Annotated in this window: 14 protein-coding genes, 1 tRNA gene and 1 pseudogene; 14 read left to right on the top strand and 2 right to left on the bottom strand. The window is 70.1% G+C overall.

Annotation, left to right across the window (positions count from 1 at the left end; genetic code table 11):
- Positions 1-70: 70 nt before the first annotated feature.
- From dnaK to ACO2Q0_RS07840, 3 genes and pseudogenes are all read left to right on the top strand, one after another.
- Positions 71-1,993, top strand: a pseudogene (dnaK, locus tag ACO2Q0_RS07850) (molecular chaperone DnaK); the annotation flags it as partial.
- Between the two features lie 175 nt (positions 1,994-2,168).
- Positions 2,169-3,338, top strand: coding sequence for a molecular chaperone DnaJ (gene dnaJ, locus ACO2Q0_RS07845; protein WP_423350939.1), 1,170 nt, complete (start codon positions 2,169-2,171; stop codon positions 3,336-3,338).
- Positions 3,339-3,468: 130 nt separating this feature from the next.
- Positions 3,469-4,098 carry a response regulator transcription factor gene (locus tag ACO2Q0_RS07840; RefSeq protein WP_423350938.1) on the top strand — a complete coding sequence of 210 codons (630 nt, stop codon included), beginning with the start codon at positions 3,469-3,471 and terminating at the stop codon, positions 4,096-4,098.
- Positions 4,099-4,116: 18 nt separating this feature from the next.
- On the opposite strand, the gene ACO2Q0_RS07835 is transcribed toward ACO2Q0_RS07840, so the two are convergent.
- Positions 4,117-6,015: a PQQ-binding-like beta-propeller repeat protein gene (locus tag ACO2Q0_RS07835; protein WP_423350937.1), complete on the bottom strand. Its 1,899-nt coding sequence runs from the start codon at positions 6,013-6,015 to the stop codon at positions 4,117-4,119.
- Between the two features lie 213 nt (positions 6,016-6,228).
- Here ACO2Q0_RS07835 and ACO2Q0_RS07830 point away from each other — a divergent pair.
- Positions 6,229-6,305: transfer RNA gene (locus ACO2Q0_RS07830), tRNA-Arg, on the top strand.
- Between the two features lie 112 nt (positions 6,306-6,417).
- Complete coding sequence (locus ACO2Q0_RS07825; RefSeq protein WP_423350936.1) at positions 6,418-7,824, top strand: hypothetical protein; 1,407 nt, start codon at positions 6,418-6,420, stop codon at positions 7,822-7,824.
- Between the two features lie 4 nt (positions 7,825-7,828).
- Here ACO2Q0_RS07825 and ACO2Q0_RS07820 read toward each other — a convergent pair whose 3' ends face one another.
- The gene (locus ACO2Q0_RS07820; protein WP_423350935.1) at positions 7,829-8,641 is read right to left on the bottom strand and encodes a hypothetical protein; all 813 of its coding nucleotides are present in this window, start codon (positions 8,639-8,641) and stop codon (positions 7,829-7,831) included.
- Between the two features lie 176 nt (positions 8,642-8,817).
- Here ACO2Q0_RS07820 and ACO2Q0_RS07815 point away from each other — a divergent pair, with 176 nt between their 5' ends.
- The 9 genes from ACO2Q0_RS07815 (at position 8,818) to ACO2Q0_RS07775 (ending at position 22,244) form a co-directional block, all read left to right on the top strand.
- Entirely contained in the window at positions 8,818-10,626 is a 1,809-nt protein-coding gene (locus tag ACO2Q0_RS07815) for an amidohydrolase family protein (protein WP_423350934.1), read from the top strand.
- Positions 10,627-10,699: 73 nt separating this feature from the next.
- On the top strand, positions 10,700-13,741 hold the full coding sequence (locus ACO2Q0_RS07810) for a TonB-dependent receptor plug domain-containing protein (protein WP_423350933.1): 3,042 nt from the start codon (positions 10,700-10,702) through the stop codon (positions 13,739-13,741).
- Positions 13,742-13,983: 242 nt separating this feature from the next.
- Positions 13,984-14,490, top strand: a complete 507-nt coding sequence (locus tag ACO2Q0_RS07805; protein WP_423350932.1) for a MarR family winged helix-turn-helix transcriptional regulator — start codon at positions 13,984-13,986, stop codon at positions 14,488-14,490.
- A gap of 234 nt (positions 14,491-14,724) precedes the next feature.
- The gene (locus tag ACO2Q0_RS07800) at positions 14,725-15,429 is read left to right on the top strand and encodes a TorF family putative porin (RefSeq protein WP_423350931.1); all 705 of its coding nucleotides are present in this window, start codon (positions 14,725-14,727) and stop codon (positions 15,427-15,429) included.
- A 55-nt stretch (positions 15,430-15,484) separates the two neighbouring features.
- Positions 15,485-17,422, top strand: coding sequence for a methyl-accepting chemotaxis protein (locus ACO2Q0_RS07795; protein ID WP_423350930.1), 1,938 nt, complete (start codon positions 15,485-15,487; stop codon positions 17,420-17,422).
- A 34-nt stretch (positions 17,423-17,456) separates the two neighbouring features.
- The gene (locus ACO2Q0_RS07790) at positions 17,457-19,412 is read left to right on the top strand and encodes a methyl-accepting chemotaxis protein (protein ID WP_423350929.1); all 1,956 of its coding nucleotides are present in this window, start codon (positions 17,457-17,459) and stop codon (positions 19,410-19,412) included.
- A complete protein-coding gene (locus ACO2Q0_RS07785; RefSeq protein ID WP_423350928.1) occupies positions 19,412-19,699 on the top strand; it encodes an STAS domain-containing protein in 288 nt (95 codons plus the stop codon). Before ACO2Q0_RS07790 ends, ACO2Q0_RS07785 begins: the two co-directional genes overlap by 1 nt.
- A complete protein-coding gene (locus ACO2Q0_RS07780; protein ID WP_423350927.1) occupies positions 19,696-20,061 on the top strand; it encodes a response regulator in 366 nt (121 codons plus the stop codon). The genes ACO2Q0_RS07785 and ACO2Q0_RS07780 overlap by 4 nt, the downstream gene beginning before the upstream one ends.
- An 11-nt stretch (positions 20,062-20,072) precedes the next feature.
- Complete coding sequence (locus ACO2Q0_RS07775; protein WP_423350926.1) at positions 20,073-22,244, top strand: chemotaxis protein CheA; 2,172 nt, start codon at positions 20,073-20,075, stop codon at positions 22,242-22,244.

The raw sequence follows: 22,244 nt of genomic DNA, 5'->3' as shown, positions 1-22,244 counted from the left end.
CGGGGGCGTCGCTTATTCCAGGGCGCTTCGCTAGAAGGCCCACCCGCGGCGTCCGCCAACAAGGAGCGAGCAAGACTCTCACATGAGCAAGATCATCGGCATCGACCTCGGCACCACAAACTCGTGCGTCGCCATCATGGACGGCAAGCAGCCGAAGGTGATCGAGAACGCCGAGGGCGCGCGGACCACCCCTTCCGTCGTCGCCTTCATGGAAGACGGCGAGCGGCTGGTCGGCCAGCCGGCCAAGCGCCAGGCGGTGACCAACCCGTCCAACACCTTCTTCGCGATCAAGCGGCTGATCGGCCGCAACTTCTCCGACCCCATGGTCGAGAAGGACAAGGGCATGGTGCCCTATGACATCGTGAAGGGCCCGACCGGCGACGCCTGGGTGCGCGCGCACGGCAAGGACTATTCGCCCCAGCAGATCTCGGCCTTCATCCTGCAGAAGATGAAGGAAGCGGCCGAGCAGCACCTCGGCGAGAAGGTCGAAAAGGCGGTCATCACCGTCCCGGCCTACTTCAACGACGCCCAGCGCCAGGCGACCAAGGACGCCGGCAAGATCGCCGGCCTTGAAGTCCTGCGGATCATCAACGAGCCCACCGCCGCGGCGCTCGCCTACGGCCTCGAGAAGAACGAAGGCAAGAAGATCGCCGTGTACGACCTCGGCGGCGGCACCTTCGACGTCTCGATCCTGGAGATCGGCGACGGCGTCTTCGAGGTGAAGTCGACGAACGGCGACACCTTCCTGGGCGGCGAGGACTTCGACCTTCGGATCGTCGACTACCTGGCCGACGAGTTCAAGAAGGAGCAGGGCGTCGACCTGCGGAAGGACAAGCTGGCCCTTCAGCGCCTGAAGGAAGAGGCCGAAAAGGCCAAGAAGGAGCTGTCGAGCGTCACCCAGTACGAGGTGAACCTGCCCTTCATCTCGATGAACGCCTCGGGCCCGCTGCACCTGAACATCAAGCTGTCGCGCGCCAAGCTGGAAGCCCTCGTCGAGGACCTGATCAACAAGACGATCGGCCCCTGCGAGAACGCGCTGAAGGACGCGGGCCTCAAGAAGTCCGACATCGACGAGGTCATCCTCGTGGGCGGCATGACCCGCATGCCGAAGGTCGTCGAGACCGTGAAGGAATTCTTCGGCCGTGAGCCCCACAAGGGCGTGAACCCCGACGAGGTCGTGGCGCTGGGCGCCGCGGTCCAGGCGGGCGTGCTGCAGGGCGACGTCAAGGACGTGCTGCTGCTGGACGTGACGCCGCTGACCCTCGGCATCGAGACCCTGGGCGGCGTGTTCACCCCGCTGATCGAGCGCAACACGACGATCCCGACCAAGCGCAGCCAGGTGTTCTCCACGGCCGACGACAACCAGTCGGCGGTGACCATCCGGGTGTTCCAGGGCGAGCGGCCGATGGCGGCCGACAACAAGATGCTGGGCCAGTTCGACCTGGTCGGCATTCCGCCCGCGCCGCGCGGCGTGCCGCAGGTCGAGGTCACCTTCGACATCGACGCCAACGGCATCGTCAACGTCTCGGCCCGCGACAAGGCGACCAACAAGGAACAGTCGATCCGCATCCAGGCCAACGGCGGCCTCTCGGACGCGGACATCGACGCCATGGTCAAGGAAGCCGAGTCCAACAAGGCCGACGACGAGAAGCGGAAGGCGGCCGTCGAGGCCAAGAACCAGGCCGATGCGGTCATCCACTCGACCGAGAAGGCGCTGTCGGAACACGGCGACAAGGTCTCGACCGAGGACCGTGACGCCATCCAGGCGGCGCTGGACGACCTGAAGGGCTCGCTGGAGGGCGGCGACGCGGAAGCGATCGCGGCCAAGACCCAGACCCTCATCCAGGCTTCGATGAAGCTGGGCGAGGCCATGTACAAGGCGCAGCAGGACACCGGCGCCCAAGGCGCTGGCGACGGCGGCGCGCAGGCCTCGGACGACGTCGTCGACGCCGAGTTCGAGGAAGTGGACGGCGACGACAAGAAGTCGGCGTGACATCGCGCCCCATGGCGGCCTTCAGCCTCAAATGCCAAAAGGTCGCCCATGGGGACGTCGCCGCCGCCTTCGCGGTGAAGGTAAGCCCCCGCCCGCTCGGCTCTCCGGAGCCTTGCAGTCGGGCGGGGGCCAACCCACTTCAACTCCAGCCCATTTTTGAGCGCCTGAACGTTTGATGCGGGACTATTACGAGATCCTGGGCGTCAACCGCGCCTGCGACGAGGCCGGCCTGAAGGCCGCCTTCCGCAAGCTCGCGATGGAGCACCATCCCGACCGCAACGGCGGTTGCGAGGAAGCGGCTGGCCGCTTCAAGGAAATCAACGAAGCCTATTCGGTGCTGTCCGACCCGCAGAAGCGGGCGGCCTACGACCGCTTCGGCCACGCCGGGGTCAACGGCATGGGCGGCGGCGGTCCGGGCGGCGCCCAGTTCCACGACGTCCACGACATCTTCAACGAGGTGTTCGGCGACGTCTTCGGCGACATGTTCGGCGGTCGCGCCGGCGGCCGCGGCGGCCCCCGCAGCGGGCCCGCCCGCGGCTCGGACCTGCGCTACGACCTCGAGATCAGCCTGGAGCAGGCCTACGCCGGCTCGGAGGTGGAGATCACGGTCCCGGCGACGCTGTCCTGCGAGGCCTGCGACGGCTCGGGTGCCAAGCCCGGCACCAGCCCGACCACCTGCACCACCTGCCACGGCGCCGGCCGCGTCCGCGCCACCCAGGGCTTCTTCCAGATCGAGCGCGCCTGCCCCCGCTGCGGCGGCTCGGGCAAGATCGTCATCGACCCGTGCGTCGAGTGCCACGGCATGGGCCAGATCCGCCGCGAGCGGACGCTGGCGGTCCGCATCCCGCCGGGCGTGGACGACGGCGCGCGCATCCGTCTCGCCGGCGAAGGCGACGCAGGCCTGCGCGGCGGCCCGCGCGGCGACCTCTACATCTTCATCTCGGTGAAGCCGCACGAGCTCTTCGAACGCGACGGCCTCGACCTGCTCTGCACCGTGCCGGTGCCGATGTGCGTCGCCGCCCTGGGCGGAGAGATCGAGGCGCCCTGCCTGATGGGCGGCGAGAACTGCGACGGCGAGTGCAAGATCACCGTCAAGATCCCGGAAGGGGCCCAGACCGGCCGGACCGTGCGGGTGAAGGGCCGGGGCATGCCGTCGCTCCGCTCGCGCGAGCGCGGCGATCTCGTGGTCGAGGTGTTCGTCGAGACGCCCACCAAGCTCACCGCCCGCCAGAAGGAGCTGATGCGCGAGCTCGCCGGCCTCTGCGGCGAGCAGCAGCATCCCAAGTCGGCGAACTTCATCGGCAAAGCCAAGCGCTTCTGGGACGACGTGACCGGCGCGGCCTGACGGGCTGCGCCAGCGCCGCGACACCTCGTCGCTGCCCCTCGCATAGCCGCGGTGCGGCGGCGTCGGGGCTGGTCCCGGACCGATCGCGTCCCTAAGCTCGCGGGCAGTTCCGCATTGCCTCGAGCGCCTGATGACTTCGACCCGGACGGTGCATGTCGTCGACGACGACGACCTGCTCCGCGCAGTTGCCGAGCAGACCCTGGGCCCCGCCGGCTATCAGGTGATCGGCCATCCGACGGGCGAGGCCTTCCTCGAGGGCCTGGACGCGGCTGCGCCCGGCTGCGTCCTGCTCGACATCATGATGCCCGGCATGAGCGGCCTCGAGGTGCAGGCGGCGCTGAACGCCCGCGATGTCGCCTGGCCGGTGGTGGTGCTGACCGCCCGCGGCGGGGTGCGCGTCGCCGTCGAGGCGATGAAGAACGGCGCCTATGAGTTCCTGGAGAAGCCCTACGAACCCGCCGCCCTGATCGCGACGCTGGACGCCGCCTTCGACGACTTCGAGGCCGAGACCGAGGCCCGCGCCGAGGTCGAGCGCGCCAAGGCCCTGATCGGCACGCTCTCGGCGCGCGAGCTGCAGGTGATGCAGGGCCTGCTGGCCGGCATGCCCAACAAGATCATCGCCTATGCGCTGGGCCTCAGCGTCCGCACCGTCGAGATCTATCGCGCCAACGTCATGGACAAGCTCCAGGCGCGCGGCCTCTCGACTGCCGTGCGCCTGGCGCTCGCCGCCGGGATCGAGCCGCTTCCGGACCCGGAATAGGCCCGATCCCGTCCGCGCCTACTTCCGCTTCGGGCGGTAGGCGATCAGCGCATTGCCGGGCTGCTGGCCAAACGAGCCGTAGCCGGAGCTCACGAACAGCATTCCGTCGCCGGCGAAGGGGCCGGCCGCGTCGATCGAGCCGCCCGAGCCGGCCAGCTTGTTCACGCCGGTGAACGGGACCGCGGTGTCGAAGGTGGACATGAGCTTGCCGCTCGCCGCCTCGAACACATAGACCCGGCCGTCCAGGCCGCCGGCGATCACCGCGCCATCCACCACCAGCGGCGGCGCGGAGAGGCCGTACTTGCTGTCGCAGCTCGGCACGCGGGCCTTGCGGTCGCCGCTGCAGTCGGCCTTGGCGCGCCACGACCAGGCGAGCTTTCCGCTGGCGACGTCGATGGCGTAGAGCCCCGCGGCGTTGTCGGGCTCGGGCACGCCGGGATCCGCGATCGGCGCATAGACGCGTTGGGCGTCGGCCGCCAGGCCCCAGTGGACGCCGCCCAGGGCGGTGCCCTTGCCGAACTGATGACGCCAGACCTTCTTCCCGCTGGCCGCCTCCAGCGCCCACACCTCTCCGGACTTCTGGCCGCCGAGGATCAGGGTCCGGCCCCCCTTGGCGCCATTGGGGCCGCGCCAGATGAGCGGGCCGCCGCCGAAGTCGTGGTCGCGCAGCACGCTGCCCTCCGCGGCGAAGAAGCAGTTGGCGCCGGGCGGGCGCCCGCCCGTGGGCGAGCCGATCGGGCAGGACATGTTCCAGACGTCGTTGGCCAGCGCCTGGAAGACCCACTTCTGCTTGCCGGTGGCCATGTCGAGGGCGACGAGGCTGTCGCTGGTGTCGGTGGCCGGAGGCGAGGTGTTCTCGCCGGTCGCCGTGTAGATGACGCCAGCTTTCAGATCCACCGATGGGCTGGACCAGATCGGCGCGCCGGACGGGCCATAGACCTCGATCCCCTTGGCGTTCTTGCGGCCCAGCGGCTTGGCGTCCTCCATGGTGTGCCAGGTCCACAGCACCTTGCCGTCGGCGGCGTTCAGCAGGGCCACCGCGCCGTGCGCCTTGCAGCAGGCGAAGGTCTCGCGCATCGAGTTGGCCACATCGATCGCCGAGATCGGCACGACGATCTTGTCGCCGGCGAACACCGGCGTGCCCGACAGCGGCACGGTCTTGTCGTGGCGGGGATCCACCTTCCAGGCGACCTTGCCGGTCTCGGCCTCGAAAGCGATCAGGTTGCCCGCCGCGTCGCCGCCGACCACGGCCCAGGGCCCGTCCTTGCCGAGGCGCCCGTACGCCAAGCTGGCGCGCACGCCGCCGGGCGTGGCCCACTTCACGCAGCCCGTCTGGGTGTCCAGCGCCACGACGTAGCCGGCCTGGCCGGCGGGATAGAACAGGGTGTTGCCGACGACCACGCCCTGGCCGCGCAGGCCGGTAGTCTTCGGCATCACGAAGGACCAGGCCACCTCCAGGTCCGCGAGGTCCTTGGTCGAGAGCTTGGCCTGGGCGGCGCTCATCCGGCGACTGTTGTCCAGGTCGACGCCGAAGCCCACCTGGGCCGGTTTGGCTGAGAGGTCGACCTTGGCGCGGGCCGTGTCGCAGCGGTTGTCGTCGATCCAGCCGGTTCCGGTCGGCCCCTCGGGCGCGGCCAGGTAGGCGACGACGGCGCGGAGCTGCTGGCGGTCCAGTTGGTCGCCCATCGGCTTCATCACGCCGGTGGTCAGGACGGTGGTGAGCGTCTGGGCGCTCATCTTCCGCAGCGCGGAGACGGGCGCGGCGCGGCTCCCGGCCTCGGGCTTCTCGTGGCAGGCGGCGCAGAACTGCTCGTAGACCGCCTTGCCCGGGGGCGCCTCCTCGGCCGCCTGGGCCGGGGCGATGCGGCCGAAGGACAGGCCGACGCCGAGCGCCGCCGCCGCCACGGCCGCGGTCACGGCTCCGTTCCTCACGACCTTGGCCTGAGCCATACGGGTCCAGACGCCCATGCATTTCCCCCAGAAACATACCGGCCGTTCGACGGCTCGCACTCGGCGGAAGCTAACCTTCGACCGTTGGCGCAAGATTGCCTGGCTGAAATCCGACGGCGCAAGAGCCTGGCGGTTTGCCGCGAGCCGCGCTTTCGGCTAGAGAGACCGCCCGCTGAAGACGCACCCGTAGCTCAGCTGGATAGAGCGTTGCCCTCCGAAGGCAAAGGTCACACGTTCGAATCGTGTCGGGTGCGCCACCGGTCTTGCCGGGCTCCTCCGCGGCTCGGCTTGCGCTGACCGCCCTCCCGAACGCTTAACCTGCCCTCAATGCGCCGCAGCCACCCTGCGGCGATGGCAGCCGAACGCCGCATGACCGCACACGGGTCGCGTTTCAGCCCCGCGCCGGCGTCGGCGGCGGCGGCGCTGCTGATGGCCGTGCTCGTCCTCTTCGCGCCGGGCGTGCTCAACGATCCCGACACCTACTGGCACCTCGCGGCGGGCGGCTGGATCCTCGACCACCGGACCGTGCCGCGGGTCGACGTCTTTTCCCACACCATGGCCGGGGCGGCCTGGGTGCCGCACGAGTGGCTGGCCGAGGTGCTGATGGCGCTGGCCTACCGCGCCGGCGGTTTCGGAGGCGTGCTGGCGCTGTTCGCCGCGGCCGCCGCCGCGGCGGCGGCGCTCGTGGCCCAGCGGCTCTCGCGGTCGCTGAGCGCCGTCGGCGTGACCCTTGCGCTGGTCCTGGCGGCGGGTTGCCTGGCGCCGAGCCTGGTGGCGCGGCCGCACCTGCTGGTGCTGCCCGTCCTGACGGGCTGGGTCGTGCTGCTGCTCGCCGCCCGGGACGCCGACCGCGCGCCGCCGCCGTGGGCGGCGCTGCTGATGGTGCTGTGGGCCAACCTGCACGGAAGCTACGTCCTGGGCCTCAGTCTCGCGGGCGCTTTCGGTCTCGAGGCCCTGCTGGCCTCGAGGGACCGGCTGGCGGTGATCCGCGGCTGGGGCCTGTTCGGCCTGGCCTGCGCCCTGGCCGCGGCGGCCACGCCAAACGGCCTCTCGGGCCTCATCCACCCGTTCACGATCACCTCCATGTCGGCGCTGCCGACCATCACCGAATGGCGGCCGGCGGACTTCTCGAAGCCGACCCCCTTCGAGGTCGCCATCCTCTCCACGGTGTTCCTGTGCCTGTGGAAAGGGGTGAAGGTCCCGCCGCTCCGCCTGCTGATCATGCTGGGGCTGCTGCACCTCGCCCTGCAGCACCTGCGCCATCAGATGGTGCTGGGCGCGGTCGCGCCGCTGATCCTTGCGCCCCACATCGGCGAGGCGCTGGGACGAGCGCCGGGCCCCGCGGCGGGCTTGCGCCGCGCCGGGCTCATGGGCGCGGCGCTGCTGGCCGCCATCCTGATCGCCGCGCGGCTGGCCGTGCCGGTGGCGCGCGACGATGCGGTGACGCCGGCGGCGGCGCTGGCCCACGTGCCCGCCGAGCTTCGCGCCCAGCCAGTGTTCAACGACTACGACTTCGGCGGCTACCTGATCTTCTCCGGCGTCCGGCCCTTCATCGACGGCCGCGCGGACATGTACGGCGACGCCTTCACCCAGGCCTATATGCGCGCCGACGCGGGCGACCCGGCCATGCTGGCCGAGCTTCTCGGCACGCACCGCATCGCCTGGACCCTGCTTCGCCCGGAGAGCGCCGCCGCCCGCCGCCTCGACGCCGATCCCGCCTGGCGGCGGCTGTACGCGGACGAGCGCGCCGTGGTGCACGTCCGCGCCGCGCCCTGACGGCTCAGCGGTCGATCGGGAAGCCCGGCGCGACCATGGTGGCGAACACCTGGCCCACCAGATCCGCCGCCTCGCTCGAGTAGCCCTTGCGCAGCTGGAGCAGGTCCTTGCGCACGGCCGTCAGGTCGCGGTCGACGAACATCAGCCGGCGGAAGGCGTTCATCAGGCGGTCGAACGGCGCGGCCTCGGCGCTCTGGATCTGGGAGTGGTCGCCGTCGGCCGCCACCGTCGTGAGGAACGGGAAGCAGACCGCGAGCCTGAGCTTCCCGGCCCGGCCGAGGTCCCGGAGGAAGAGGTCGAACGGCTGGTCCAGCGCCTCGGCCGCCTGCAGGGCGGCGTGCACCTTGCGCTTCGACGCGCCGCGGATCGCGTAGGCGGTCGCCCCGAAATACGAGGGCCGCGAGAGGTCCAGCAGGGTGAACTGGCCTTGCGCTTCCATCGTGTCGCGCCGGCTGGCGGACTGGACCATCATCGGCAGGTCGCAGAGGGCGACGTCGGTGAAGATCACGTCGTAGTCGGACGTCTTCAGAAGCTGGTCCAGCACAGGGAAGGTGCGGGTCGAGAAGACCACGTCGTCCTCGACGACGAACAGCGGGTCGCTGCTCTCCCGGTGCTTGGCGATCGCGGCGCGATGGCTCTCGAAGCAGGCCTTCTCCACGGGCGAGATGGCGCCGGCCACGCCGGCGACGTCGTCGGGCGTCCGCGCGGCGAAGCGGCTGAGGGCCCAGCCCGTCTGGCCCGCCGCCGCGAACGAGGCCTCCACCGACCCGCGACGGTCGGCCGCGCGGTCGAGGTTGATGAACACGCACTTCTTCAACGGCGATCCTCCAGCGGGCGGTCGCTAACACGACGGTACCGCGAATTGAACCGCGGCCCCGCGCCGACCTGTGCAGGAAGGTCGCACCCCTGGGCGCTCGGGGCAGAAAAGCCCCCGGATGGGTTGCGGCCGGGGTCCGTGTGGGACAAACACCCCGGGGCCGTGGAGTTGGGGGAATGAGTATGTCGCGCTGGATGAGCCTGTCCCGTGGCGTGGGCGTGATCGGCCTGGGGCTTGCGCTCGTCTCCGCCGCTCCCGCGCCGTCCGCCGACGGCGTCACCGCGATCCTCGGCGCGACAGTGTTCACCGCAACGGGCGAGGCGCCGCACGTCGCCAATGTGATCATCCGCGACGGCCGCATCGCCGCCGTCGGCCCTAGGGTCCGTGCGCCACGCGGCGCCAGCGTGATCGACGCCAAGGGCAAGGCCCTGCTGCCGGGCTTCTTCGACGTCCACACCCACTGGACGCCGGCCGGCGCGCCCAATGTCACGCCCGCGATCGCGAACGCCTACATCGCCGCCGGCGTCACGACGGTGAACGACTTCCATCAGTCGCCGGAGAGCTGGCAGCCGCGCCGCGCCTGGATCGCCACGCTGGCCTCGCCGCACGTGAACTTCACCGCCCGCACCTCGACGCCGGGCGGCCACGGCGCCGACTGGGCCGACGTGAACACGACGAAGTGGGTGAACACCCCCGAAGCGGCGCGGGCCGCGATCCGCGAACTCGTCCCCTACAAGCCCGACGTCATCAAGGCCTTCCACGACGGCTGGCGCTACGGCACGGCCGCCGACAACACCAGCATGGACGAGGCCACCCTGGCCGCCCTGGTGGACGAGGCGCACAAGAACCACTGGCCGGTGGGGACCCACACCGTGACGGTCGATCGCGGCCGCGCGGCGGGTCGGGCCAAGGTCGATTTCATCGCCCACAGCCTGCAGGACCGCGAGGTCGACGCCGAGACCATCGCGGCGATCAAGCAGGGCGGCACGACCTATGCGCCGACGCTGGCGGTCTATGAGCCGGTGAAGCCCGGGATGAAGCCGCCCGAGAACCCCGACGATCCGCGCTTCCGCCAGTCGGTGCGCAAGTTCGGCTTCGCCCTGCGCAACCTGAAGGCGCTGCACGACGCCGGCGTGCCGATCGCACTCGGCACCGACGCCGGGATGCCGAACACGCCGCACGGGTCGTCGACCCTGCGCGAGATGGAGCTGATGGTGCAGGCGGGCCTGACGCCGACCGATGCGCTGATGGCCGGCACCGCCAACAGCGCCCGCGTGCTGGGCGAGCTTTCCGACCGCGGCACCATCGAGCCCGGCAAGCGCGCCGACCTCGTGCTGGTGGACGGCCAGCCGTGGAAGACCATCACCGACGTCCGGAAGACCGTTCGCGTCTTCGTCGACGGCAGGCAGGTGCACGGGCCGGGCACGGTGCTGCCGAAGGCCAACGGGGAGGTTTCCCTGCCCGCGGTCACGGTCGCCGCCCTGATCGACGACTTCGAGCGGGCCGACGGCCGCACGGCCCTGGACACCCTGCGCACGGACGACATGGACGGCGGTCTCGACCGCACGGTGCAGGTCAGCCAGGTCGTCGCGCGCGAGGCCGGAAACGGCCGGGCTCTGAGCGTCGCGGGCAAGCTGTCGGTGAAGGACGATCCGCAGGCCGCGGTGATCCTGCCCCTGACCCGCGGCTCGGTCGCGCCGGTCGACGCCCGCCGCTACCGGGGCGTGCGCTTCGATGTCCGGGGCGGCGAGGGCGAGCACCGGCTGATGGTCAACACGCTGGCCGGCCGCTGGGCCGCCGAGGTCAAGGCTGGCCCGCAGTGGCGCACCGTGGAGGTCCCGTTCGCCGAGCTGAAGCGCGCGCCGGGCCGCGGCGCGGCCTCGGGCCCGTGGACCGGCGCCGACCTCACCGAAGTCGAGTTCGCCGTCAGCGGCCAGGGCGGCCGCAAGGTGTGGGCCGAGCTCGACAACGTCACGTTCTACTGAGGCTATTTTTCCATGAGGCCCGCAAGACCGGACGACCGGCGGCGGGCCTCGATCCAGAGGGGGTAATACGAAGATGAGACTCGTTTCCTTGCGGAGCCTGATGCTGGGCTCCACCGTGCTTTGCGGCCTCGCCTTCGCCGGCGCGGCGGCCGCGCAGAGCGCCGCAGACGCCACCGTCGAGGAACTGGTGGTCGTGGGCTCGCAGATCGAGGGCTCCAAGGTCACGGCGGCGCTGCCGGTGACGGTGCTCGGCGAGGAACAGCTCGCCGCCACGGCCGCCACCTCGGGCGACGACCTGTTCCGGTCGATCCCGCAGATGGGCGACGTCAGCTTCAACTCGTCGTACCTGCCGAACTCGTCCAACTCGGCCCGCGGCGACGTGGGATCGGTGAACCTGCGCAACCTCGGCGTCGGCAACACCCTGGTGCTGCTGAACGGCCGCCGCGTGGTCGCCCACCCGACCAGCCGCGCCGACGAGAACCTGGTGCCGGTGCTGACCTACAACACCAACGCCATCCCGGTTCAGGGCCTGAAGCGCCTGGAAGTGCTGCGCGACGGCGCCGCGGCGCTCTACGGCTCGGACGCGGTGGCCGGCGTGGTCAACACCGTGCTGCAGGACCGTTTCGAGGGCCTGCAGATGGAGGCCCAGTACGGCGCCGCCGAAGGCACCCACCTGCGCGAGGCCGAGTTCAGCGTGCTGGCCGGCAAGAACTGGGACCGCGGCAACCTGACGGTCTTCGTGACCTATGCGGACAAGACCGCGCTGCGGGCCTGGGACCAGGACTACACCTCGTCGCAGGACCGGCGTCCGCTGTTCGTGGGCACCGATTTCGAAGGGCTGGTCGGCCTTGATGGGCGCATCACCACCATGCCGTGGGCCTCGCTGCAGACCCTGGGCAACGTGGCCGTCCGCCAGAACGGCGCCCTGGTCACCTCGACGGCCGGCGCCTTCCACACCCAGCCGACCAGCTTCGGCGGCTGCACCGTCCTGCGCGGCGCCTACTGCATCGACGACGGGGCGCCGGCGACGGCGGCCGCCGACCGCGACCTGCGCTTCGACAACAGCGCATCGTTCAACACCTCGGTGATGCCGTCGACCGAGCGGTTCAACAGCTTCCTGACCGGGAACTGGGAACTGACCGAGGACCTCCAGGCCTTCGGCGAGGCGGGCTACTACAGCGCCGTCACCCACAGCGTTCAGGCTCCGACGGCGACGCTGACGTCGCTGCCGATCACGGTGCCGGCGTCGAACTACTGGAACCCCTTCGGCCCCACGACCTTCGCCAACGGCCAGGCCAACCCGAACCGGCTGCCGGGCATCACCGCGCCGGCCGCCGGCCTGGCGGTGGTCCTCCGCGGCTACACCTTCGCCGACGTCGGTGCGAACGAGGTGGACGTCAACCTGACCCAGACCCGCTTCCTCGGCGGCCTGCGCGGCGAGAAGTTCGGCTTCAACTGGGAAAGCGCGATCCTCTATTCGCACGCGAAGGCGAAGGACGTGTCGGACGGCATCAGCGCCACCCTGCTCCAGCAGCAGCTCGCCCTGTCGACGCCCGACGCCTACAACCCCTTCAACGGCGGCGATCCGGCCAACCCGAGCATCGGCGACGCCACGCCCTCGTCGCAGGCGGCGATCGACGCGATCTCCATCCGCACCAAGCGGATCTCCACGAGCTCGCTGTCGCTGGCGGACTTCAAGGTCTCGAAGGCCGATCTCTTCGCCCTGCCGGGCGGCGACCTGGGCTTTGCGGCCGGCGTCGAGTGGCGGCGCGAGACCCAGCAGGACGACCGCGACGCGCGCCTCGACGGCACGATCACCTTCACCGACGCGGTCACCGGCACGGTCTACGGCAACGATCTGGTCGGCTCCTCGCCCTCGCCCGACACCAAGGGCAAGCGCGAGGTCTTCTCGGCCTACGCCGAACTGGCCATCCCGGTGGTCTCGCCCGAGATGGACATCCCGCTGGTCCATAACCTCGAGTTCCAGCTCGCCGGCCGGTACGAGGACTTCTCGGACGTGGGCGACGTGGCCAAGCCGAAGGTCGCCGGCGCGTGGGACCTGTGGGACGGCTTCCGTGTCCGGGGCTCCTGGGCGCAGGGCTTCAAGGCTCCGAACCTCGAGCAGATCAACGCCACCCTGGTGACCCGCTCGAACACCCGCACCGACTGGGTGAAGTGCGAGGCCGACCTGCGCGCCGGCCGGATCACCAGCTTCTCCAACTGCGCCCGCTCGCAGGCGACGACCGCGCGCCGGGCCGGCAACCCCGACCTGAAGCCGGAGACCAGCGAGACGTGGGGCCTGGGCGCGGTCTTCCAGCCGCACTTCGTGCCGCCGGAGTTCGGACGCTTCACCTTCACCGTCGACTACTGGAACGTGAAGCAGAAGGGCATCGTGGGCCTGTTCGGGGAAGGCAATGCACTGATCCTGGACTACCTCGAGCGCGTCCAGGGCCGGAGCAATCCGAACGTCGTCCGCGCCGCGCCGACGGCCGACGACATCGCCAACTTCAATGGCACCGGCCTCGCGCCGGTGGGCTCGGTTCTCTACGTGAACGACCAGTACCAGAACCTCCTGCCGCAGGAGGCGAAGGGCCTGGACATCGGCGTGATGTGGAGCCTCGACACCGACCGCTACGGCAGCTTCGACGTCAACTTCAACGCCGCCCACCTGATCAAGTTCTACCGCTCGCCCTCGCCCGACATCGCCGCCCTCATCGCGGCGCGTGAAGCCGGGACGATCAACGCCGGCACCACCATTACCGGCGGCGGCGACCTGATCCGTCAGAACGGCCGTCCGGAGTGGAAGTGGTCGGCCTCGCTGACCTGGAGCTACGACCGGTTCCAGGTGGGCGCGTTCACCCAGTACATCGACGACGTGGACGATACCGACCTGCGCGACCCGGCCGGCGATCCCTGGCTGATCGACAGCCAGATCACCGCCAACCTCTACGGCCAGTATCAGTTCGAGGACGGATGGATGGGCGACACCCGCGTGCGGGTCGGCGTCCGCAACATCACCGACGAGAAGCCGCCGCTGGCGGTCGAAGGCTACCTGGGCGAGTTGTACCAGCCCTATAGCCGCTACTGGTACGTGAATATTCGTAAGACGTTCTGATCATCGGCCCGCCCCACGCGCCTGTTGCGCGTGGGGCGACACCGCCTCCGTAAAACTACGGTAGACCCCCAAGTCTAGGACTGGCGTTTCTGTCGCGTTGCCCGAGACAATTCTTTCGCACCTCGCATCGGGTAACGCGTTACTTGAGGTTTCATCTCACCACCTGCGCCAATTTGACATAATTGCGGCCACGCTTCGCCGATGTACCCCTAAGCTTGAGTGTAGCTATTGGGAGTCCGGTCGTGAGTGAACCCGCCCGACAAGTGCAGGGGTTTTCCGCTGAGGCGCAGCGGCTGCGGATCTTTTACGTCTTCGCCCACCTTTGGGAGCGGCGTGAGCGAGTCCTTTCCGAAATCTTAAGGCCGTACGATCTGTCCCTCACCCAATGGCGGCTGCTCTACACCCTGGCGAAGCTGCCGAACCGCACCATGAACGAGGTGGCCGACTTCCTGACGCTGGACCGCACCAGCCTGACGCGCGCGGTCGACAAGCTGGTGGCGCGCGGCCTGCTGCTGCGCGCCGAGGTCGCCCACGACCGCCGCCTGACGGAGGTGACCCTCACCGCCGCGGGTCGCGCCCTGCGCGCCGAGCTGCTGGACCAGAACGTCGAACTCTACGAGCGGCTGATCGAGGGCGTTGATGACGCCGCCCTGGACGCAGCGAGCGACGTGATGGAGCTGATGCTCGAGCGCATCGTCGGCCATCGCGCCGGCGCCCGCCGTATCATGGATCTCTACGACCGCCCGTAGGGCGGCCACCCTCCTAACCTGGCACGACCGCCGCGGCCGCCCTTGCTGGCGGCCGTTTTGCTTTGCGCGCGCCGAATAGGTGCATGAGCCGAGTATCGGCAAGTGCCGATTATTTTGCGTATATCCTGAATATCAACTCCGCATCTCTGTGAATATAAAGTGCCACGCAGGCGGAAACTGTAATTTTACAGATCACGACTACCTTTCTCAGGAATGAGATAGAGGAACGTAGTCGTGCTGAATCGACTTCAACTTGGGGGCGTGGTCTTCGCCCTGATTTCGCTGGTAACCGGCCTGGTACCGGCGGCCGCAGCCGCGGCCGAGAAGCCCGATGTCTCGGTCGAACTGGGCGCCGCGACGGAATACGTCTCGAAAGGCGTCGGCAAGAGCATGGGGGATCCCCATGTTTACGGCACGGTGACTGCGTCAAATGGTCCCGCCTACATCAAGGTCTACGCGACGCCTGTCGAGATGTCGAAGGGCTCTGACGGCGAGATCCTGACGACCGTCGGCGTGGCGCCCAAGGCCGCCGGCCTCGAGTTCGATTTCAAGGGCATCTACCGCCTGCGTCCCGGGACGGACGCGGGGGTCGACTCCACCTACTGGGAAGTCGAGGCCGACGTGACCAAGAAGGCCGGGCCCGTCGCGGCCCGCCTGCGGGTCAACTACACGCCCGACGGCTTCGCAGGCACCAAGGAGGCCTGGTGGGTCGAGGGCCTGGCGACCGTCAAGGTCGCAGCCAAGACCAAGGTCAGCGCCGCGCTCGGCGTCCGCAAGGCGGAACATGGTGCGGACTACACAGCCTACAACATCGGTGTCCGGCAGAGCCTGACCAAGCACGTCGACGCCGATGTGCGCTGGTACGGCAGCAGCCGCGGCGACGACCTGCGGGGCGAATACCGCCCAGGGCTCGTCGGCAGCCTCATCCTGAAGTTCTGACCTCCTGGGCCGGCCGCGCGCGAGCGGTCGGCGCCTGCCGGAAGAGGATTCCCCCGTGTCGTTCAAGAACCTGAAGATCACGCAAAAGCAGGCGCTGGCGTTCGGCGCCATCGTCGCCACGATCGTGGCCCTGGGCGTGACGGTGCTTGCGAACCTGCGCGCCACCGAAGCCGCGCGGCAGGCGAACGACCACAGCTACGCGGTGCTGCGCACGCTGCAGGGGGTCGAGTTCTCCCTGGCCCGGCAGGAGAACAGCTTCCGCGGGCTGCTGCTCTCGGCGGATCCCTACTACGCCGAACGGGTCAGGAAGCACCGCGCGACGTTCGAGAAGCGGCTTGGCGCCCTGCGCGACCTGGAAAAGGGCGACGCCGAGGCGCTGGCCCAGGTCGACGCCATCCTGGCCTCGGCCGACAACTGGTTCGCCAAGGTGGTGGTCGAAGGCTCGCGCCTGGCGAAGAACCCCGCCACCCATTCGCTGGCGGTCCAGATGGTCGGACCGGACGGCATCGCCGACAGCCAGATCGCGCCCGCCGAGGAAGCCATCGAAGCGATGGTGAAGGCGGAGGAGGCGCGCCTCGAGCGCCGTCGCGCCGCGATGGCGGCGGCCGACCGGATGGTCGCCGTCGTGGTCGTGGGCGGCGTGGCCCTGGCGACCCTGATCGCCATCGCCGCGGGGTTCCTCCTGTCGCGGGCCGTCGCGGCGCCCGTGGTCGCGATGACGGCCGCCATGCGCAGGCTGGCCGGAGGCGACAACACCATCGAAATCCCGGCCACTGACCGCAAGGACGAGATCGGCGAAATGGCCGGTGCGGTGCAGGTGTTCAAGGACGCCGCCATCGAGAAGCTCCGCCTCGAAGGCATGACCGCCGAACAGGCCAAGGCCGCCGAGGAGGCGCGGGCCCGGAACGAGGCCGCCAAGGCGGAGGCCGCGCGCGAGCAGCAGCAGGTGGTGGACGCCATCGCCGAAGGCCTGGCCCGTCTCTCGGCCGGCGACCTCGTGTTCCGCATCAATCAAGCTTTCGCGCCCGAGTACGAGAAGCTGCGCACCGATTTCAACGGCGCCCTGGAGCAGCTCCAGGACACGATGAAGGTCATCGCCCATGCGGCCCACGGCATCGGCTCGGGCAGCGGCGAGATCACCGAGGCGGCCGACGCCCTGGCCCGCCGCACCGAGCAGCAGGCCGCCAACCTGGAACAGACCGCGGCCGCGCTGGAGCAGATCACCGCAACGGTGCGCAAGACCGCCGAGGGCGCCAGCCACGCCCGCGACACCGTCGCCGCCGCCAAGGACGATGGCGAGGCGTCGGGCGACGTGGTGCGCAACGCCTTCGCCGCCATGAGCGAGATCGAAAAATCGTCCCAGCAGATCAGCCAGATCATCGGCGTGATCGACGAGATCGCCTTCCAGACCAACCTGCTGGCGCTGAACGCCGGCGTCGAGGCCGCCCGGGCCGGCGAGGCGGGCAAGGGCTTCGCCGTCGTGGCCTCCGAAGTCAGAGCCCTGGCGCAGCGCTCGGCGGGCGCCGCCAAGGAGATCAAGACCCTGATCTCGGCCTCGACCCAGCAGGTCGGCCAGGGCGTGACCCTGGTGGGCGAGGCCGGCGAGGCCCTGAACCGGATCGTCGCCCAGGTCGCCGACATCAACACGGTCGTCGTGGAGATCGCCGCGTCCGCTCACGAACAGGCGGCCGGGCTCGGCCAGGTGAACACCGCCGTCAACCAGATGGACCAGCTCACCCAGCAGAACGCCGCGATGGTGGAGGAATCCACCGCCGCCAGCCACGGGCTCTCGAAGGAAGCCGAGGAGCTGGTCCGCCTGATCCGCCGCTTCAACACGGGGGAACCCGCCATCCGATCCCCGACGGCGCGCGCCGATCGGCCCGAGCCTCCGCGGGCCCCGATGCCCGCGCTCAAGACCGTCTCCACCCATGCGGGCGGCGGCGGAGCCCTCCGCAGGCCCGACGTCGAAGCCGACGCCTGGGAAGAATTCTGAACCTCCCGCGCCTGCCTGACCAAGGAAGATCGACATGCTCTCCCGACTGAAGATTTCGCAGAAGCTGACAGCCGCCTTCGGCGTGCTGATCGCCATCATCCTCGTCGCCAATGCGGCGGTCCTCTGGAAGCTCCTGGAGGTGAAGGGCGAGGCCGCGGCCAACGGCCGCGCCTACGCCCGGTCGATGGAGGTCCAGGACATCTATCGCGGCCTGGTCGAGCAGCAGAACGTGCTGCGCGCCTTCTCCATCGCGGCCAATCCCTCCTACATCGAGACCTACCGCGAGCAGTCCGAGATCATCGATAAGAGCCTCGAGAGCTTCATCGCCCAGACGACGTCTCCGGACCAGAAGGCGCGCGGGGAGAAGCTCCGTCAGCAGTACGCCGCCTGGCGCGCCGATATCGCCGAGAAGTCGATCGCGCTGGCTAGCGATCCCGCCACCCGCGATCAGGCGCGCGAGCTGTCGGGACGCCGCACGCTCAAGCCGCTGCGCGTGACGCTCGACGAGCTCGAGAAGGCCCAGGACGCGCGGCAGGCGCAACGTCTGGAGGACATCCGGAAAGGCATCATCCTGTCGCTCGTCATCTTCACCGGCAGCTCGCTGAGCGCCGTGGCGGCCGCCATCGTGATGTCGGTGACCCTGTCCCGCGCGATCGCCAGCCCCGTGCGCGCCATGACGGACGCCATGGGCAAGCTGGCCAGCGGCGACAACACGGTCGAGATCCCGGCGCGCGACCGCAAGGACGAGATCGGCGCCATGGCCGGCGCGGTGCAGGTGTTCAAGGACGCCGCCATCGAGAAGCTCCGCCTGGAAGGCATGACCGCCGAACAGGCCAAGGCGGCCGAGGAGGAACGCGCCCGGAACGAGGCCGCCAAGGCGAAGGCCGCGCGCGAGCAGCAGCAGGTGGTGGACTCCATCGCCACCGGCCTCACCAAGCTGTCGGCCGGCGACCTGGTGTTCCGCATCAATGAAGCCTTCGCGCCCGAGTACGAGAAGCTCCGCGCCGACTTCAACGGCGCCATGGAGCAGCTCCAGGAGACGATGAAGGTCATCAACGGCGCCACCCAGGGCATCCGTTCGGGTACGGACGAGATCAGCCAGGCCGCCGACGACCTCTCGAAGCGCACCGAGCAGCAGGCCGCCTCGCTGGAGGAGACCGCCGCGGCCCTGGATGAGATCACCGCCACGGTCCGCAAGACCGCCGAGGGCGCCAACCACGCCCGCGACGTGGTGTCGACCGCGAAGGGCGACGCCGAGCACTCCGGCCAGGTGGTCCGCAATGCGGTGGCCGCGATGAGCGAGATCGAGAAGTCGGCCCAGCAGATCAGCCAGATCATCGGCGTCATCGACGAGATCGCCTTCCAGACCAACCTGCTGGCGCTCAACGCCGGGGTGGAAGCCGCCCGCGCCGGCGACGCCGGCAAGGGTTTCGCGGTGGTCGCTTCGGAAGTCCGGGCCCTGGCCCAGCGCTCGGCCGACGCCGCCAAGGAGATCAAGACCCTGATCTCCGCCTCGACCCAGCAGGTCGGCCAGGGCGTGACCCTGGTGGGCGAGACCGGCCAGGCCCTGGAGCGGATCGTCACCCAGGTGGCGGAGATCACCAACATCGTCTCCGAGATCGCCGCCTCGGCCCAGGAGCAGGCCACCGGCCTGAACCAGGTCAACACGGCGGTGAACCAGATGGATCAGGTCACCCAGCAGAACGCCGCGATGGTGGAGGAATCCACCGCCGCCAGCCACAGCCTGGCCCAGGAAACCGAGGAGCTGGCGCGCCTGATCAGCCGCTTCCAGGTCGGCGAAACGGCGGCCGCCCAGCGCCTCGCCGCGCGCCAGCCGGCCCGTCGCGCCGCGCCCGCACCGACCCCCCGCCAGGCCAACGCTCCGGCGCCGGCGATGAAGACCGTCTCGACCCATTCGGGCGGCGGCGGCGCGCTGCTGAAGCCGCAGGCCCAGGCCGCGCCCGAAACCGACAGCTGGGAAGAGTTCTGATGACCAGCGAACCCCTGCGCCTGGAGCCGGTCCTCGACCTGACCGCGGCCGCTCCCCTCGCCCAGGCGCTCACCGCGCGCCGGGGCCAGGCCCTCGTGCTCGACGGCTCCCGCGTCCAACGCCTGGGCGGCCCCTGCCTGCAGGTGCTGCTCTCGGCCAAGGCCACGTGGGACGCCGACGGCCAGAGCCTCACCCTCAGCGAGCCGTCCCCCGAACTCACCGCGGCGCTCGCCCTCATGGGCGCCCCGGCCGAAGCGACCTTCCACACCTCGGAGATCAGCGGATGAGCAAGATCATCCTGACCGTCGACGACAGCCGCACCATGCGCGACATGCTGCGCCTGGCCCTGGTCGACGCGGGCTTCATCGTCATCCAGGCCGAGGACGGCGAGCACGGGCTGGAGGTGATGCGCGAAGGCGGGCCCGACGTCATCGTCACCGACATCAACATGCCGCGCATGGACGGCTACGGCTTCATCGAGGGCGTCCGCGCCGATCCGCAGTACCGCGCCGTGCCGATCCTGGTGCTCTCCACCGAGAGCAGCCTGGAGAAGAAGATGCGCGCCCGCGACGCCGGGGCCAGCGGCTGGATCGTGAAGCCGTTCAGCCCCGACAAGCTGGTCGCCGCCATCCGCCGCGTCGCGGCCTGAGGAACGCATCCATGGATCCGATGCAGGAAATCCGGGCGACGTTCTTCCAGGAGTGCGAGGAACAGCTCGCCGAACTGGAGACCGGCCTGCTCGCCATGCAGGACGGCGAAGGCTCGGACGACACCGTCAACGCCGTGTTCCGCGCCGTGCACTCTGTGAAGGGCGGCGCAGGGGCCTTCGGCCTCGACGACCTGGTGCGCTTCGCCCACGTGTTCGAAACCACCCTGGACGAGCTGCGCGCCGGCCGCCTCGCGGCCAGCTCCGAGATCGTGGCCGCGCTGCTGCGCGCCGCCGACGTGCTCACGGACCTGGTCCGCGCCGCCCGCGACGGCGGCTCGGTCGACCTCGGCCATTCCGACGCCGTCGCTGCGGAGCTGTCCGCGTTCACCGGCGCCGATCCCGCGGCGGCGGACGCCGACGACGACGGCATGGGCGACCTGGACTTCCAGCCGGTGGCTTTCGCGGCGCCCGCTTTCGAGACGCCGGCGCTCGAGACGCCCGCCGACCCCCCGGCGGCCCCGGGCTGGACCGTGCGCTTCAAGCCGCGCGCCGAGCTCTACAAGAAGGCCAACGACAGCGCGCTGCTGCTGCGCGAGCTGGCGCGTCTGGGGGACGTCGAAGTCGAACTCGACGCCGCCGACCTGCCCCTGCTGCAGGGCCTGGACCCCGAGGGCGCCTACCTGGCCTGGACCGTCCGCCTGACGGGCGACGCCCAGCGGGCCGACGTCGCCGAGATCTTCGAGTTCGTCGAAAGCGACTGCGAGCTGGAGATCACCGGCCAGGGCGCGGGCGCCCCCGACGCCGCCCCGCCGGCGGGCGACGACCTCGACATCGCCGCGCTGATCAGCAAGGCCCAGGAGGTCGCCGCCGCGGAACCGCCGATCGCGACGGCGCCCGACCCGGCGCCCGCGACCGCGCCGGCCGCCACCACCGCGGCCGCGGAAGCCGCCAACGACAAGGCGCACGCCAAGGCGGCCGGCGCCGCCAACCCGACGATCCGCGTCGACCTCGACCGCGTGGACCGGCTGATCAACCTGGTGGGCGAGCTCGTCATCAACCAGGCGATGATGGCCCAGCGCGTCAGCGAAGCCGGCATGATCCGCGACACCAACGTCGCCGTGGCCCTCGACGAACTGGAGCAGCTCACCCGCGAGATCCAGGACAGCGTCATGGCCATCCGGGCCCAGCCCGTGAAGTCGGTGTTCCAGCGCATGCCCCGCCTCGTGCGCGAGGTGGCCAGCGCCACGGGCAAGCAGGTCCGCCTGGTCACCGAGGGCGAAGGCACCGAGGTCGACAAGACGGTCATCGAGCGGCTCACCGATCCGCTCACCCACATGATCCGCAACGCCATCGACCACGGGCTGGAGAAGCCGGAGCAGCGGATCGAGGCGGGCAAGCCGGCCGAGGGCGTCGTGCGCCTGTCGGCGCTGCACCGCTCGGGCCGCATCGTCATCGAGGTGGCCGACGACGGCGGCGGCATCAACCGCGCCCGCGTGAAGGCCATCGCCGTGGAGAAGGGCCTGATCGCGGCCGACGCCCAGCTGTCGGACGAGGAGATCGACAACCTGATCTTCATGCCGGGCTTCTCGACGGCGGACGCGGTCTCCGACATCTCCGGCCGCGGCGTCGGCATGGACGTCGTCCGACGCTCCATCCAGGAGCTGGGCGGCCGGATCTCCATCAACTCGCGCCCGGGCGAAGGCTCGACCTTCATCATGAGCCTGCCGCTCACCCTCGCCGTCCTCGACGGCATGGTGGTCTCGGCCGGCGACCAGACCCTGGTGGTGCCGCTGAGCGCCATCGTCGAGACGCTGCAGCCCCGCCCGGCCGACGTGCATGCGACGACGGGCGGCGGCCGGGTGATCTCCATCCGCGGCGCCTACACCCAGCTCGTCGATGTGGGCGCGGCGTTGGGCTACCGGACGCAGGCGCTGGAGCCGGAACAGGGCGTCGCCCTGCTCATCGAAGGCGAAGGCGGCGCCCGATCGGTGCTGATGGTCGAGGCCATCCAGGGCCAGCGCCAGGTCGTCATCAAGAGCCTTGAAGCCAACTACCGCCGGGTTCCCGGCATCGCCGCGGCCACGATCCTGGGCGATGGGCGCGTGGCGCTCATCCTCGACGTGGACGCTCTCGTCGCCGCCTCCCGGACCGCCGAGCAGCCTCGGCTCCTCCAAGCAGGGTGA

This window comes from Phenylobacterium sp. VNQ135, assembly GCF_049445735.1.
Taxonomy (GTDB): Bacteria; Pseudomonadota; Alphaproteobacteria; order Caulobacterales; family Caulobacteraceae; genus Phenylobacterium.
This window is presented reverse-complemented; position numbering and strand designations above follow the sequence as displayed.